The organism is Mesorhizobium sp. BR115XR7A (assembly GCF_020165315.1).
GTDB classification, from domain to species: domain Bacteria; phylum Pseudomonadota; class Alphaproteobacteria; order Rhizobiales; family Rhizobiaceae; genus Mesorhizobium; species Mesorhizobium australicum.
Genome location: NZ_JAIUHW010000011.1, coordinates 219,150 through 232,780, shown reverse-complemented (window position 1 = coordinate 232,780; position 13,631 = coordinate 219,150). Strand labels below are relative to the sequence as shown.

The window sequence follows — 13,631 nt, the reverse complement described above, 5'->3', positions numbered from 1 at the left end:
TCAGGGGCGGGTCGCTTCAACATGACCCAGTGAATCAAAAACCCCCGGCAAAAGCCAGGGGTTTGTCAGCAATCTGAGGGCGGCCGTTGGGCCGCCCTTTCAGGAGTCGATGGTCCAATACCGCTTAGCGGCGGTCGCCCATGAACTGGAGCAGGAACATGAAGAGGTTGATGAAATCGAGGTAGAGCGACAGCGCGCCCATGATGGCCTTGCGGCCCGCGACATCGGAAGCGTCGCCCTCGAAATACATCTCCTTGATCTTCTGCGTGTCGTAGGCGGTGAGGCCGGCGAAGACCAGCACGCCAATCGCCGAGACGGCGAAGGTCAGTGCCGACGACTGCAGGAAGATGTTGATCACCGACGCGATGATGATGCCGAACACGCCCATGATCAGGAACGAGCCCATCGCCGACAGGTCGCGCTTGGTGGTGTAGCCGAACAGCGACAGCGCGCCGAAGGCCGCGGCGGTGGCGAAGAAGGTCTGCGAGATGCTGGCCGTGGTGTAGACCAGGAAGATCGACGACAGCGACAGGCCGACCAGACCAGCATAGACCCAGAAGGTGGTCTGCGCGGCGGCGACGCTCATCGACTGGATCCTGAACGACAGGAAGAACACGGCGGCCAGCGGCGCCAGCATGACAACCCAGCGCAGCGGCGAACCGAAGATCGCGTAGCCGAAGGAGGTCAGCATCTCGCCGCTCGGCAGCGTCGCGACGGCCGAAGCCGGATCGGTGGTGGTGGCCAGCATGATCGTGCCGATGGCGGCAAGGCCGGTGATGAGCAGGCCAAGCCCCATCAGATTGTAGACCTTGATCATGTAGGCGCGCAGACCCTGGTCGATGTCGGCGCGGACGCCGGGCACCGCCGACGTCTGGTAGTTGCGAATGGGATCAGCCATTGGAAATCCTCGTTGCTTCTGCCCCGTCCGGTGTCGGGCCTCTTGCGGGCCAGGCGCCGCTGGGGGGCTCCAGCATGCCTGCGCGGAATATGATGGTTATTCGCGTCAAGAACAAGACCGTAACCGGGTGTAACGGTTCGTGACAGGCCAAAATGCCGCTTCGCCGGCCGTTTCGGACGGCATCCTTACCAAGATTTAACCCGGGCAGGCGGCGCCCGCAGGCGAATCAGAGGTTTCGCAGCACGGGTGCCGCCTTGTGGCCGAGCACCCGCCAGGTGCCGGCAAGGCCGATGCCGACCGTGATCACCAGCGAAAAGGCAATCGTCGCCACCGCCACCTCGGGCATGAAATGCGATGGCAGCGTCATGATGCGTGCGACCACGAACCAGGCGGCGGCGCTGCCGGCGGCGAGCGCGAAGATCGCGGTGGCCAGTCCGATCAGCATGTATTCCAGAGAGAATGCCGTGATCAGCGTTCGCCTGGTGGCGCCCAGCGTCTTCAGCACCACCGCGTCGTGGATGCGCGCCCGGTTGCCGGCGGCAAGCGCGCCGGCAAGCACCAGAACCGAGGCGATCAGCGCCACGCCGGCTGCGGCCCGGATCGCCGTGCCGAGCTGGCCGACCAGCCGGTTGACGATGTCGAGTGCATCCTTGACCCGCACCGTCGTCACGGCGGGGAAGGCGCGGGTGACGGCGTTGAGGACGCGCGCGTCGTCGGCCGCCGAGGCGTTCTTTTCGGTGAGCGTGGCTATCCAGCCATGCGGGGCGCCGGCGAATGTGTTGGGCGAGAACACCATGACGAAATTGATGCCCATCGTCTCCCACTCGACCTGGCGGAAATTAGCGATGCGGGCGGTGACATTGCGGCCGAGCACATTGACGGTGATGGTGTCGCCGAGCTTCAGCCCGATTTCCTTGCCTTCCTTGTCGGAAAACGAAACCAGCGGCTCGCTGGCATAGTTGTCGGCCCACCATTTGCCCTCTGTCAGCGTCGCGTTTTCCGGTTGCCTGGTGTCATAGGTCAGGCCGCGATCTCCCTTCAGCACCCAGGCGCCCTCGGCCGGCACCTTGACCTTGTCGACATCGACGCCGTTGAGAGCCATGACCCGGCCGCGCAGCATCGGCACCTTGGCCAGCGTTCCCCGCGGCACCTCCTTCGCGATCAGCGAGGAGAACGCATCGACTTCGCTGCCCTGGATGTCGACGAAGAAGAAGTTCGGCGCCCGCTCCGGCAGGCTGCCGGAGATCTGGCGCCTGAGGTTCCCGTCGATCAGCGCCAGTGTCACCAAGAGCGTCAGTCCAAGCCCCAGCGACAGCACCACGGACGGCGTCAGCGCCCCGGGCCGGTGGATGTTGCCGATGGCGAGCCTGAGCGCGACAAAGCGCACGCGCGGGCTTTTCCGGGCTGCCCATTGCACCAGTCCGCCGACGAGACGCAGCACCAGGAAAGCAAAAACGGTGGCGCCGACGAAGATCGAGGCGATGCGCTGGTCGCCCGAAAACAGGATCGCCAGCGCTGCCAGGAAAAGCGCGATGCCGAGCGCGCAAACGACATAGACGGGGCGCGGCAGGCCCCGGCCTTCCAGTCCCATCTCCCGGAACAGCGCGGTTGCCGGCACGTCACGGGCGCGACCGAGCGGCAGCAGCGCGAAGGCCAGCGTCACCAGCAGGCCGAACAGGGCCGCCATGGCGAGCGCGCCGGGATAGAAGCCGCCCTGCGCCGGCACCGGAATGACCGACTGAAGCGCGGCACTCGCCGCGAACGGCATCAGCGCCCCGAGCACCAGGCCGAGCACGATGCCAAGTGCCGCGATGATCAGGATCTGCACGAGGTAGACGGCAAAGACGAAGCCGCCGGACGCCCCCAGGCTCTTGAAGGTGGCGATGACGCCGCGCTTGCCGTCGAGATAGGCGCGCACCGCATTGGCGACGCCGACGCCGCCGACCACCAGCGCGGTGAGCCCGACCAGCGTCAGGAACTGCGAGAAGCGTTCGATATTGGAGGATAACGCCGGTGCGGCGTTGCTGCGCGTGCGGATCGACCAGCCGGCCTGCGGAAAATCCTTGGCCGCCTGGTCCTGGATGGCCTTGAGCCGCGCCTCGTCGGCACCGGCGGGCAGCCGGACCTTGTAGGCGTTCTCGACCAGGCTGCCAGGCTGGATCAGCCCAGTGGCGGCCAGGCCCTCGGTCGAGATCATCAGCCTTGGCGCGAAGCCGAACCCATCGGAGACCGCGTCGGGCTCGGCCACCAGCCTGGCGCGCAGTTCGAACGTGGCGGTGCCGAGCTTCAGCCGGTCGCCGATCTTGAGATGCAGCCGTTCGAACAAGAGATCGGGTGCCGCGGCGCCGAAAACGCCGAACTGCCTGCCGAACAGTTCCTGCTTCGTCAGCACCGGTTCGGTTTCCAGCGCGCCATAGAGCGGATAGGCCTCGTCGACAGCCTTGGCCTCGACCAGCGCCTGGTCGGATCCGTCAGCCAGGCGCGCCATCGAGCGCATGCCGGCGGTATGCGAAACCACGCCCAGCCCGTCGAGAAAGCCAAGTTCTGCCTGGCTGGCGTCGCGCTGGTTGATCTGGAAGCGAAGATCGCCGCCGAGCAGCGTCTGGCCCTGATCGGCGACACCGGCGGTGATGGAGCGGGCCACCGAATTGACGCCGCCGATAGCCGCCACGCCGAGCGCGATGCAGGCGAGGAAGATGAGGAAGCCGGACAGGCCGCCGCGCATCTCGCGCAGCGAGAAGCGGATGGCAAGCTTCAAGGTCCGCGCCAGCGGCATCAGGCGGTGATCCTGACCGGCGGCGGCGCCTCGATCCGGCCGGAGCGCATCGAAACCTGGCGCGAGCAGCGCGCCGCGAGCGCCGGATCGTGGGTGACCAGCACCAGCGTCATGCCGCGTTCGGCGGCCTTGGCGAACAGCAGATCGGCGACCTGCCGCCCCGTCGCCTGATCGAGATTGCCGGTCGGCTCGTCGGCGATCAGGATGCGCGGCGATGGTGCCAGCGCCCGGGCGATCGCCACGCGCTGCTGCTCGCCGCCGGAGAGTTCGCCAGGATAATGGGTGACGCGGTCGCTGAGGCCGACGGCCGCCAGTTCCCGCTCCGCCACCGAGAAGGGATCGGCGTGGCCGGCCAGTTCCAGCGGCACGGCGACATTTTCGAGCGCCGTCATATTGGGGATGAGGTGGAAGGACTGGAACACGATGCCAATGTTTCGGCCGCGAAACGAAGCGACCTGGTCCTCGCTTTTACCGTTGAGCAGTTCGCCGGCAAGGCGCACCGTACCGGAATCGACCCGCTCCAGCCCGGCCAGCACCATCAGCAATGTCGACTTGCCGGACCCCGACGGACCGACGATACCCGTCGCCTCGCCGCGCGCGACGTCGAGGCTGACGCCCTTCAATACATGAACCGACGAAGCGCCTTCGCCGAGTGTCAGGGATACGTCTTTCAGCGCGATGACGGCTTCTGTCAAAATGAAAGCGTCCTATATGGAAAGGGAGGCTCTGCCTGTCGGAAGCCATCGCCGGAAGAATTCTCTGTCATATGGGGCCTGCCGCATGTCTTTCAAACGCCGCTTTGCCGCAGGTCTGGTCGTTTTCCTCGCCATCTGCGGCGGCATTTCGTCGGCGCGCGCCGCGCCTTTCAAGATCGTCGGCTTCGGTGACAGCCTGATGGCGGGGTACGGCCTTGGCCCGGGCGAGGGCTTTACCGACAAATTGCAGGCAGCACTTCGCGCCAAGGGCCATGACGTCATCGTCGCCAATGCCGGCGTCTCCGGCGACACCTCCAGCGGCGGCCTGGCGCGGCTCGACTGGTCGGTGCCTGAGGGCACGCAGCTGGTGATCCTCGAACTCGGCGCCAACGACATGCTGCGCGGCGTCGCGCCCGACATTACGAAACGGAACCTGGACGAGATGCTAGGCAGGCTCAAAGAGCGCAAGATTGCCGTGCTGCTGGCCGGCATGCGGGCGGCGCCCAATCTCGGGGCCGACTACCAGAGCGCCTTCGACGCCATCTTTGCCGACCTGGCCGGCAAATACGATGTTCCGCTCTACCCGTTCTTCCTCGACGGCGTCGCCGGCCAGCCCGGCCTGCAGCTCGAGGACGGCCTGCATCCGAGTGCTCGCGGCGTCGACCTGATGGTCGAACGCATCCTGCCTACCGTCGAGAAGGCCATGGCGGCGGCGCCAGGCGGATCGTGACGTCGGATGGAACCGGTTCCGCCGCGGAAGCTTTAGATTGCATGTAGATTGCATCCGCGACCAACAAACCACTTGCTCCATTTGATTATCGATGATTCGCTAGGGATGACAGTTTCGATTCGAGGAAGGGAGGCTCTTCATGCCGCGTCTTTTCACCGCCCTCGAAATTCCGCGTGATGCCGCCCTTTCGCTGTCCCTGCTCCGGGGCGGCCTGCCCGGGGCCCGCTGGATCGACGTCGAAAACTACCATCTGACGCTACGCTTCATCGGCGACGTCCAGGGCCATGTCGCCGACGAGATCGCCAACGCGCTCGACCGGGTGCATCGCCCTTCCTTCTCGCTGACCTTGTCCGGTGTCGGCGCTTTCGGCCAGAAGAAGCCGCATGCGGTGTGGGCCGGCGCTTCGCCCTCGCCCGATATGGCGGCTCTTCAGGCCGAAATCGAGCGCATCTGCCAGCGGCTCGGCATTCCCGCCGATCCGCGCAGGTTCATGCCGCATGTGACGCTGGCGCGGCTGCGCAATTCGAGCCCGCTCGACGTCGCCCAATATCTGTCGGCGCGCGGCAATTTCTCGACGCTGCCGTTCCGCATCGGCCGTTTCGTGCTGATGTCGTCGCGCGATTCGGTGGGTGGCGGCCCCTATATTGTCGAGGAGGCATGGCCGCTGTCCGGCGTCGATACGCGTGCCGCCAGCCGTGTCGCCAGCACCTCCGACGCCTCGCGGATCATGCGATAGACCTCGGCAAACGCTTGCTGGTCCTCATAGTAGGGGTCCGGTACATCGCGCGGCCTTCCCTCGGCGAATTCCAGGAACAGGTGGATACGGTCGCGCACCGCCGCCGGCGCCAGCGCCTTCAGGTCGGCGACGTTGGACCGGTCCATGCCGAAGATCAGGTCGAAGCGGTGAAAATCCTCCGGCATGATCTTGCGCGCCCGCTGCCGCGAGATGTCGATGCCATGGTGAGACGCGATGGCGATCGAGCGCGGGTCGGGAGCGGAGCCGACCTCCCAGCCGCTGGTCGCGGCCGAATCGAGCACGATATCGCCGCCATATCCGCGCTCAGCCAGCACGGCGCCAAGGATGCCTTCGGCCAGCGGCGACCGGCAGATGTTGCCGAGGCAGACGAAAAGAATGGAATTTATGGGCTTCGCGATCATGGATCCGGCGCTATGGTGACGACTTCAGCCCAATAGCACGGGAAGCGGACATGACGAGAGAGAAACTGGGCAGGGAGGCCGCCGAAGCAGCGCTCACAGGGCTTGATGGCTGGGCACTGGCGGACGACGGCGCCTCGATCGGCCGCACCTTCACCTTCGCCAATTTCTCCGAAGCCTTCGCCTTCATGACCAGGGTGGCGCTGACCGCCGAGAAGATGGACCACCATCCCGATTGGTCGAATGTCTACAAGACCGTCAGCGTTACCCTGAATACGCATGACGCCGGCGGCGTGACGGCGCTCGACATCGAATTGGCGAAGAAGATGAACCGCTATTTCGGCGGCTGAACACGGGCTGTCCAACGTCCAGGCCCGGCGCGGACCCGGCAAATCGGCGCCCGCATCTTGCAGCCGGGTTAAGCTTTCACCACATTTTGATCGGCGGACGTGCGCTGAGACGCGCATGAGGCCCGCAAGGAGAGATTGATGGCGCAAGAATCCGGTTTTGATTTCTTCGGCTTTGGCGACAAGCTGGCCGGCGAAGGCGAAGTGCGCGAAAAGTTCTGGCGCACGGCCAGGAAGGCCGCTCGGCAGATTCCGTTCATGGAAGATGTCGTCGCCGCCTATTACTGCGCCATGGACAAGAAGACGCCGCTGCGCGCCAAGGGCATATTGGTGGCCGCGCTCGGCTATTTCGTCCTGCCGGTCGACCTCATCCCCGACTTCATCTTCGGTCTCGGCTTCACCGACGACATCGCCGTGCTGACCGCCGCGATCACCGCTGTCAGCGCCCATATCACGCCCGCGCACCGGCAAGCCGCCAAGGACGCCATCGCCGATAAGAGCTGAAGTCCCGCCGGCCGAATCCCGCCGCGACGGCTCGACCGCTGGACAGGGGCGTTCAGCGGCGGGTTAGAAGTCAAACTCTTGCCGTTTTCGTGGCCTCCAAGTCCCCAAAGGGACACCGAGCCGGCCGCTGACAAGGCGGCGGCGCGGAAATGGCGGCGGTTTCCTGGGGTGAAGGTCCTTTTCTCTTGGGAAATTCACCGTTTGGTAACCCAGATTAAATCAAAATGAAGCGACGGCAGGACGCCACGCGGCCCGCCTCCGCACCATTTGGAATACGGGAAAAACGATGCGCGGATTGATTGCACTAGTTTCGAGCTTGGTCCTGGCGGCCTCGGCGGCGCCGGCGCTGGCGCAGCAGGCGACCAAGATCGGCCAGCACAATGCCTGGGGCACCTACAGCTACCAGGCTTCGGGCGGCAAGGTCTGCTACGTGCTGACCGTGCCGACCGACAAGCAGCCGCCGACGCTCGACCATGGCGACATGTTCTTCTTCGTCAGCCAGCGGCCCGGCCAGCAAGTGTCCTATGAGCCTCAGTTCATCGCCGGCTACAATTTCCAGGAAGGTTCCAAGGCCACCGTCACCATCGACAAGAAGAGCTTCTCGATGTTCACGCGCGGCAAATCGGCCTGGGTCGAGAACGCGGCGGAAGAGCCAGTGCTGATCGCCGCGATGAAGACCGGAACCGACATGAAGGTGTCGGCGAAGTCGGGCCGCGGCAATCCCACGAACTATGTCTTCTCGCTTAAGGGCATTTCGGCGGCGCTGTCCTCGATCGCCAAGTGCAAATAGGCCATCTTCGTTTTTGAACCGAAGGCCGGGCCGTAACGCCCGGCCTTTGCTTTTTCAGCCCAGCCCTGATTCCGGTGCGGCCTCCGCCCGCCGCCGCCGGATCGCCTCGGCGATGAACACCCGCGACAGGGCGTGATAAAGCGGCTCGTGCGAGATCAGCCGCGCCGTGCCGTAGCCCAGCATCGAAGCCAGCATCAGGCCGATGACATTGTCGTGATTGCCGGTCATTTCGAGGATGATGACGAAAGCCGTCATCGGCGCTTGCACGACGCCGGCGAAATAGCCCGCCATGCCGAGCAGGGCCGCGACGCCCGCGCTGCTCCCGAACATCAGGCCGAGCGAGCTGCCGATGCCGGCGCCGACCGCCAGCGAGGGCGCGAAGATGCCGCCGGGAATGCCTGAGATCATCGACAGCAGGCCGGCCGCGAATTTCTCGGCAAAGAAAAACCAGGGCAGCGGCGTGCCTTCGACCGCGCTGCGCGCCTGCGCGTAGCCGGTGCCGAAGGTCAGCCCGCCCGAGGCGATACCAATCACCGCGACCGCCAGTCCGCAGATCGCGGCCACCAGCAGCGCGCGCCACAGCGGCTGCAGCGCGTTCCAGCGTCGGATACGCCGCGTCGCCTTCAACGCCAGCAACGAGAACAAGGCGCCAAAGCCGCCGCCGATGACGCCGCAGGCGATCACCAGCGGCCAGTCGACGGCAAACGAGATCGTCTCCTTGGACACGCCGAAATAGGTGTAGTTGCCGAGCACGCCGAGCGAGGCGAGGCCGGCCAGGATGACCGCGGTCAGCACCAGCCCGTTGGTGCGCGCCTCATAGGTGCGGCCCATTTCCTCGATGGCGAAGACGATGCCGGCGAGCGGGGTGTTGAACGCCGCCGCGATGCCCGCCGCCGAGCCGGCCAGGATCAGGCCGCGCGCCTGCGCCATGCCGCCCCAACGCGCCGCCTGCAGCATCAGCGACGCGCCGACCTGTACGGTCGGTCCCTCGCGGCCGATCGAAGCGCCGCAGAACAGGCCGACAAGGGTGAGCGCGATCTTGCCCGCCACCAGCCTGAGCGACAGGATATGGCTGCGGTCGTCATCGTCGCGCAGGTGGCGGGCGGCGATCGCCTGCGGAATGCCGCTGCCTTGCGAGCCCGGGAAGAAGGCGTGCGCCAGCCAGGCGCACAGCACAAAGCCGAGCGGCGTGATGGCCAGCGGCAGATAGAAACGCCAGCCGCCGTCATTGCCGATCACGACATGAAACAGCGCCTGCGCCTTGTCGGCCAGCACGGCAAAGAGCACGCTGATCAGGCCGATCGAGATCGCACCGGCCCAGAACACCAGACGTGGCTGCCAGACGCGGCGCGAGGCCCACATGGCGCGCGAACGCCGCAGCATGGGGTGTTTTCGCGATTGGCCGGCCATGTCTGCCCTCGGGGGGAAAACCCAGCCCTAACACAGGCATGACGCCGATCAAGTGTGAGTCTGCCGATCGGACGGGATCAAAAGCCCACCGTCGCGGTTGTGTCCCTTTGAACAAGGAGCCCGCAGTCATGAGCTATGTCAGATTCGCCGCGATGATCCTGGTTTCCACGGTCCTCATGTACGGGCTCATGTACCTGAACACCTATGCGCTGGATCATGTTTTCTTCAGCCAGACCCGGGTGTGGATGGCCATCGTGATGGGCGCCGCCATGGCCATCGTCATGATCGGCTTCATGTGGGGGATGTACGAGAGCGTGGCCGCGAATGTAGGCATCGTCATCGGCGGCATGCTGGTATTCGCTGGTGCCTTGTGGCTGGTCAGAAGCCAGGAAACCGTGAGCGACGTCTCTTACATGAAGGCCATGATCCCGCACCACTCGATCGCGATCATGACCAGCGAACGCGCCCATATCCGCGACCCGGAGGTGCGAAAGCTGGCGGACGGCATCATCGACGCCCAGGTGCGCGAGATCACGCAAATGAAGCGTCTGATCGCGCGGCTCGACGCCAATCCCGTAGCGGCCGGCGCTCCCGACCTGCCGTCCTACCGAGCCCGCGGGGCCGCGCCGCCACCGCCGGAAACCGACCAGAGCACCGGGATCGATACGCTGTCCATCGACAGGTAGGCGCGGAGATGGACGCGCGGATATGGAAGCCGCTCGTCCCGCCGGCCTCCAAGCCGGCGGGAACATTCCTTGCGGGATCGTCACATAGCCATTTTTTCACATTCGGCCTGGGCCTTCTTGGTCGAGGTGTCGATCATGTAGGCTTTGCCCTTGGCGTCGGTCATCATCATCATGCAGTGCTTGATCGGCTTGGCCATCTTCATCATGTCGGCGCCCATCTTCGCGTCCGGCGTCATGGTGCCCATATGCCCGTCGGGCATGATCGCCGTCACTTGTCCGCCTTTCATCATGCTCATGGTGCCCATCGCGTCCTCGGCAAACGCCTGCGAGGCGCAAAGAGCGGCGAAGCCGGCAACGACGGCGAGCTTGATCGATTTCATCCTGCATACTCCCATTCTGTAGGGGCACAGTTGCCCCATTCAGGGTTCGAAGGCGCGATGGGGATCGTTACGCCAACACGACTAAGTGATCGCCGCCAACGACATCGCGTCCACCGGCGATCGTCCTTCACGGGGACGGTGGCGATCGGGACACCGACGGCCGGCTCCAGTTTGGCGTGCACGGCATGACTTCGCGCTCAACCTGTGCTATGCGCCGCGCTTCATATCGGGCCGATGGATGAAATCGGCCGCAAACCGCTTATATCTGTGCAACCATGACCCTTTCACTCGACCTTACCGCCGAAGGCGCCCGTGACGCCTTGCGCGGCCGTGCCGCGCGGACCGAAAAGCCATCGCTGATCGGCCTCACGCGGACGGAACTCGCCGCCGCTCTCGTCGAATCCGGCACCGTGCCGGAGCGCCAGGCAAAGATGCGCGCCCAGCAGCTCTGGCACTGGATGTATGTGCGCGGCGTTTCCGACTTCGCCGGCATGTTCAACATCTCCAAGGATCTGCGCGCCGAACTCGACAAGCATTTCACCGTCGCCCGGCCCGAGATCGTCGAGGAGCAGATTTCCGCCGACGGCACGCGAAAGTGGCTGTTCCGCTTTCCGCCCCGCGGCGCCGGCCGGCCGGTCGAGATCGAGACCGTCTATATCCCCGAGGAAGGCCGTGGCACGCTGTGCATCTCCTCGCAGGTCGGCTGCACGCTGACCTGTTCGTTCTGCCACACCGGCACGCAGAAGTTGGTGCGCAACCTGACCGCGGAAGAAATCCTGGCGCAGTTGCTCACCGCGCGCGACCGGCTCGGCGACTTCCCCGACCGCGACACGCCGGATGGCGCCATCGTGCCGGCCGAGGGCCGGAAAGTGTCCAACATCGTCATGATGGGCATGGGCGAGCCGCTCTATAATTTCGAGGCGGTGAAGAAGGCGCTGCTGATCGCCTCCGACGGCGACGGCCTGTCCCTGTCGAAGCGTCGCATCACGCTGTCGACCTCCGGCGTCGTGCCCGAGATTTTCCGCACCGGCGAGGAGATCGGCGTCATGCTGGCGATCTCGCTGCATGCGACCAACGACGATCTGCGCGACCTTCTGGTACCGATCAACAAGAAGTATCCGCTGAAGGAGCTGATCGCCGCCTGCCGCGCCTATCCCGGCCTCTCCAACGCCAAGCGCATCACCTTCGAATATGTGATGCTGAAGGACGTCAACGATTCCATCGAGGACGCCAAGGGGCTGATCAAGCTGCTCAAGGGGATTCCGGCCAAGATAAACCTGATCCCGTTCAACCCGTGGCCGGGCACCAACTACCAGTGCTCGGACTGGGAGACGATCGAGAAGTTCGCCGACTACATCAACAATGCCGGCTATGCCTCGCCGATCCGCACGCCGCGCGGCCGCGACATCCTGGCCGCCTGCGGTCAGCTGAAGTCGGAATCAGAACGCATGCGCAAGGTCGACCGGCTGGCGCTGGAAGCCATGATGATCGCGGGGCACGGCGAGGTGTGAGCCGTCTCGTCGCCGGCCTCACACGCTTCGCCATGATCGCAGTCGGCTACCTCGCCGCCGTGCTGACCTCGATCCTGGTGCCGGTGCTGCTGATCGTTCTTCTGGCCGGGATCGAGGACGGCAACTGGTCGATCATTTTCACATTCGACTGGCTGGCCTCCTTCCCGCTCGCCGTGTTGACCGTGGCGATCTGCGCGCTGCTGATCGTCGGCCCGGCGATCTTCGTCGCCGAACGGCTGGCGCTGCGAGGATGGTTCTACTTCGCCGTCACGGGCGCGGTCACGTCGATCGCCTTCGGTGTTTTTGTGCCGGGCTCCGCTGGAGGCTTTGTTTTCAATCCGGGCTTCCTGGGTTTTCTGGCCGCCGCCGGCATTGCCGCCGGCTGGGTCTACTGGCTTCTGGCCGGACGCAGCTCCGGTCGTCTCAAGGGCCATGATCCCCGATGAACCGTCTCGTCGCCTACATCGTGCGCTTCGCCATCATCCTGTTCGGTTATGCCGTCGCCTCGCTGGCGGCGAGCGCCTTCCTCAACATCCTGTTCCTGGCCTCGCTCGGCTACGCGCCGGCGCAAGCGCATCCGGCGGCAACGGCATCGCTCTATTTTTCAATTCCCTTCGTCGCCCTGTTCGTCGCCTATTTCGGCTTCATGCCGGCGGCGATCGTCATCCTGATTGCCGAAATCCTCGGCCGGCGCGACTGGTTGTTCTACGCGCTCGCCGGCGCGGTGGTGGCGGGGGTTTTCCTCGGCCTCGTCGACAATGTCCGCGATTCCCCTTTCGCGGTCACCGAAGCCAGCGCCATCATGGCGGTGCTCGGTGGCGGCATGGTCGGCGGGATCTTCTATTGGCTTGCCGCCGGGCGCTGGGCGGGAAGCTGGTGGAAGGTCTCTACTTCGCCTGGGCCGTCAGGATCTTGAGCGCGAACGCCGAGAACACGCCGGCGAAGAGATAGTCGACCACCCGCGTCACACGGGGGCTGGCTTTCATTGCCGCCGAGAATTTTTCCGCCGCCAGCACCATCGGTACCGTCACCGGGATCGACAGCACGATGAACATGGAGCCGAGGAAGAACAGCTTCCCCGGCGCGTTCGGATCGTGCGCGGAGACGAATTGCGGCAGGAAGGTCATGAAGAACAGGATGATCTTCGGGTTGAGCAAATTGACGCCGAGCCCCGCTGCCCAGCTGCGCAACAAGGAAATCCGCGGACCGGTCTTCTTTTCCGGCGAGAAAGCCGAGCCCTTGGCGATCGCCTGCCAGGCTAGGAAGACGAGATAGCCGGCGCCAAAGATCTTCAGCACGAAGAAAGCCATCGGCGAGGCGACGATCAGCGCCGAGACGCCGACCACCACCAGCGTGGTGTGGATCAACGTGCCGCACAGCGCGCCGGCCATCGAGGCAAAGCCGGTGGCGCGGCCCTGGCTCAGCGTGCGCGACACGAACAGCGTCATGTCAGGGCCTGGCGTGATCGCCAGGATGACGGTGGCGATGGCGAACTGGATCAGCGTGGTGGTGTCGGGAATGAAGGACATGGCGGGCCCCGGGGGAACGCGTCGGCTATACAGGACCCGTCTCGCCGGCGCCAGATGGGCCAGCGCGTCCTCCGGTGGAGTTGGAGCGGTTCGGCCAGTTTTGCCAGCTTACATTTCGCCAGCTTACAGGCGGCGTTCTTGAGCGCCTGGTAACCGGCCGCATGGCCCCGGGATCGGTCCTCCCGATCAAGCCCGGCGTCGCACTGCCGCGCTGGATCAG

The 13,631-nt window shown here is 65.0% G+C and carries 16 protein-coding genes; 9 read left to right on the top strand and 7 right to left on the bottom strand.

The features are described from left to right. Nucleotides 1-124 precede the first annotated feature (124 nt). The 3 genes from LB557_RS23630 to LB557_RS23620 all read right to left on the bottom strand — a co-directional run bounded on the left by LB557_RS23630 (nucleotide 125) and on the right by LB557_RS23620 (nucleotide 4,369). Complete coding sequence (locus LB557_RS23630; protein WP_140703759.1) at nucleotides 125-898, bottom strand: Bax inhibitor-1/YccA family protein; 774 nt, start codon at nucleotides 896-898, stop codon at nucleotides 125-127. Between the two features lie 226 nt (nucleotides 899-1,124). Next, on the bottom strand, nucleotides 1,125-3,674 hold the full coding sequence (locus LB557_RS23625) for an ABC transporter permease (RefSeq protein ID WP_224642709.1): 2,550 nt from the start codon (nucleotides 3,672-3,674) through the stop codon (nucleotides 1,125-1,127). Continuing rightward, nucleotides 3,674-4,369, bottom strand: a complete 696-nt coding sequence (locus LB557_RS23620; protein ID WP_140712193.1) for an ABC transporter ATP-binding protein — start codon at nucleotides 4,367-4,369, stop codon at nucleotides 3,674-3,676. Before LB557_RS23620 ends, LB557_RS23625 begins: the two co-directional genes overlap by 1 nt. A gap of 85 nt (nucleotides 4,370-4,454) precedes the next feature. On the opposite strand from LB557_RS23620, the gene LB557_RS23615 reads away from it, so the two are divergent. Together LB557_RS23615 and thpR are read left to right on the top strand one after the other, a co-directional pair. Continuing rightward, nucleotides 4,455-5,099 carry an arylesterase gene (locus tag LB557_RS23615; RefSeq protein WP_015314939.1) on the top strand — a complete coding sequence of 215 codons (645 nt, stop codon included), beginning with the start codon at nucleotides 4,455-4,457 and terminating at the stop codon, nucleotides 5,097-5,099. A 139-nt stretch (nucleotides 5,100-5,238) separates the two neighbouring features. Then, nucleotides 5,239-5,835, top strand: coding sequence for an RNA 2',3'-cyclic phosphodiesterase (gene thpR / locus LB557_RS23610; RefSeq protein WP_140618242.1), 597 nt, complete (start codon nucleotides 5,239-5,241; stop codon nucleotides 5,833-5,835). On the opposite strand, the gene LB557_RS23605 is transcribed toward thpR, so the two are convergent. Further along, complete coding sequence (locus tag LB557_RS23605) at nucleotides 5,739-6,257, bottom strand: low molecular weight protein-tyrosine-phosphatase (RefSeq protein ID WP_015314941.1); 519 nt, start codon at nucleotides 6,255-6,257, stop codon at nucleotides 5,739-5,741. The genes thpR and LB557_RS23605 overlap by 97 nt on opposite strands. A gap of 50 nt (nucleotides 6,258-6,307) precedes the next feature. Between LB557_RS23605 and LB557_RS23600 the strand changes: the two genes are divergently transcribed. The 3 genes from LB557_RS23600 to LB557_RS23590 all read left to right on the top strand — a co-directional run bounded on the left by LB557_RS23600 (nucleotide 6,308) and on the right by LB557_RS23590 (nucleotide 7,895). Continuing rightward, complete coding sequence (locus LB557_RS23600; protein ID WP_015314942.1) at nucleotides 6,308-6,604, top strand: 4a-hydroxytetrahydrobiopterin dehydratase; 297 nt, start codon at nucleotides 6,308-6,310, stop codon at nucleotides 6,602-6,604. A gap of 138 nt (nucleotides 6,605-6,742) precedes the next feature. Then, on the top strand, nucleotides 6,743-7,105 hold the full coding sequence (locus LB557_RS23595) for a YkvA family protein (RefSeq protein ID WP_015314943.1): 363 nt from the start codon (nucleotides 6,743-6,745) through the stop codon (nucleotides 7,103-7,105). A gap of 286 nt (nucleotides 7,106-7,391) precedes the next feature. Beyond that, entirely contained in the window at nucleotides 7,392-7,895 is a 504-nt protein-coding gene (locus tag LB557_RS23590; protein WP_015314944.1) for an invasion associated locus B family protein, read from the top strand. Between the two features lie 54 nt (nucleotides 7,896-7,949). Here LB557_RS23590 and LB557_RS23585 read toward each other — a convergent pair whose 3' ends face one another. Then, nucleotides 7,950-9,305: a chloride channel protein gene (locus tag LB557_RS23585; RefSeq protein ID WP_140660410.1), complete on the bottom strand. Its 1,356-nt coding sequence runs from the start codon at nucleotides 9,303-9,305 to the stop codon at nucleotides 7,950-7,952. 128 nt (nucleotides 9,306-9,433) lie between these two features. Between LB557_RS23585 and LB557_RS23580 the strand changes: the two genes are divergently transcribed. Continuing rightward, a complete protein-coding gene (locus LB557_RS23580; protein WP_224642707.1) occupies nucleotides 9,434-9,991 on the top strand; it encodes a DUF305 domain-containing protein in 558 nt (185 codons plus the stop codon). 80 nt (nucleotides 9,992-10,071) lie between these two features. Here LB557_RS23580 and LB557_RS23575 read toward each other — a convergent pair whose 3' ends face one another. Further along, nucleotides 10,072-10,371, bottom strand: a complete 300-nt coding sequence (locus LB557_RS23575; protein ID WP_015314947.1) for a hypothetical protein — start codon at nucleotides 10,369-10,371, stop codon at nucleotides 10,072-10,074. A 275-nt stretch (nucleotides 10,372-10,646) separates the two neighbouring features. Here LB557_RS23575 and rlmN point away from each other — a divergent pair, with 275 nt between their 5' ends. The 3 genes from rlmN to LB557_RS23560 are packed head-to-tail and all read left to right on the top strand — an operon-like array spanning nucleotide 10,647 to nucleotide 12,798. Next, nucleotides 10,647-11,882: a 23S rRNA (adenine(2503)-C(2))-methyltransferase RlmN gene (gene rlmN, locus LB557_RS23570; protein WP_140618248.1), complete on the top strand. Its 1,236-nt coding sequence runs from the start codon at nucleotides 10,647-10,649 to the stop codon at nucleotides 11,880-11,882. Then, complete coding sequence (locus LB557_RS23565; protein WP_224642705.1) at nucleotides 11,879-12,328, top strand: hypothetical protein; 450 nt, start codon at nucleotides 11,879-11,881, stop codon at nucleotides 12,326-12,328. The genes rlmN and LB557_RS23565 overlap by 4 nt, the downstream gene beginning before the upstream one ends. Beyond that, complete coding sequence (locus LB557_RS23560) at nucleotides 12,325-12,798, top strand: hypothetical protein (RefSeq protein ID WP_015314950.1); 474 nt, start codon at nucleotides 12,325-12,327, stop codon at nucleotides 12,796-12,798. The genes LB557_RS23565 and LB557_RS23560 overlap by 4 nt, the downstream gene beginning before the upstream one ends. Here the strand turns inward: LB557_RS23560 and LB557_RS23555 are convergent. Then, nucleotides 12,770-13,411, bottom strand: a complete 642-nt coding sequence (locus LB557_RS23555; protein ID WP_015314951.1) for a LysE family translocator — start codon at nucleotides 13,409-13,411, stop codon at nucleotides 12,770-12,772. The two genes, LB557_RS23560 and LB557_RS23555, sit on opposite strands and share 29 nt — an antisense overlap. Nucleotides 13,412-13,631 lie beyond the last annotated feature (220 nt).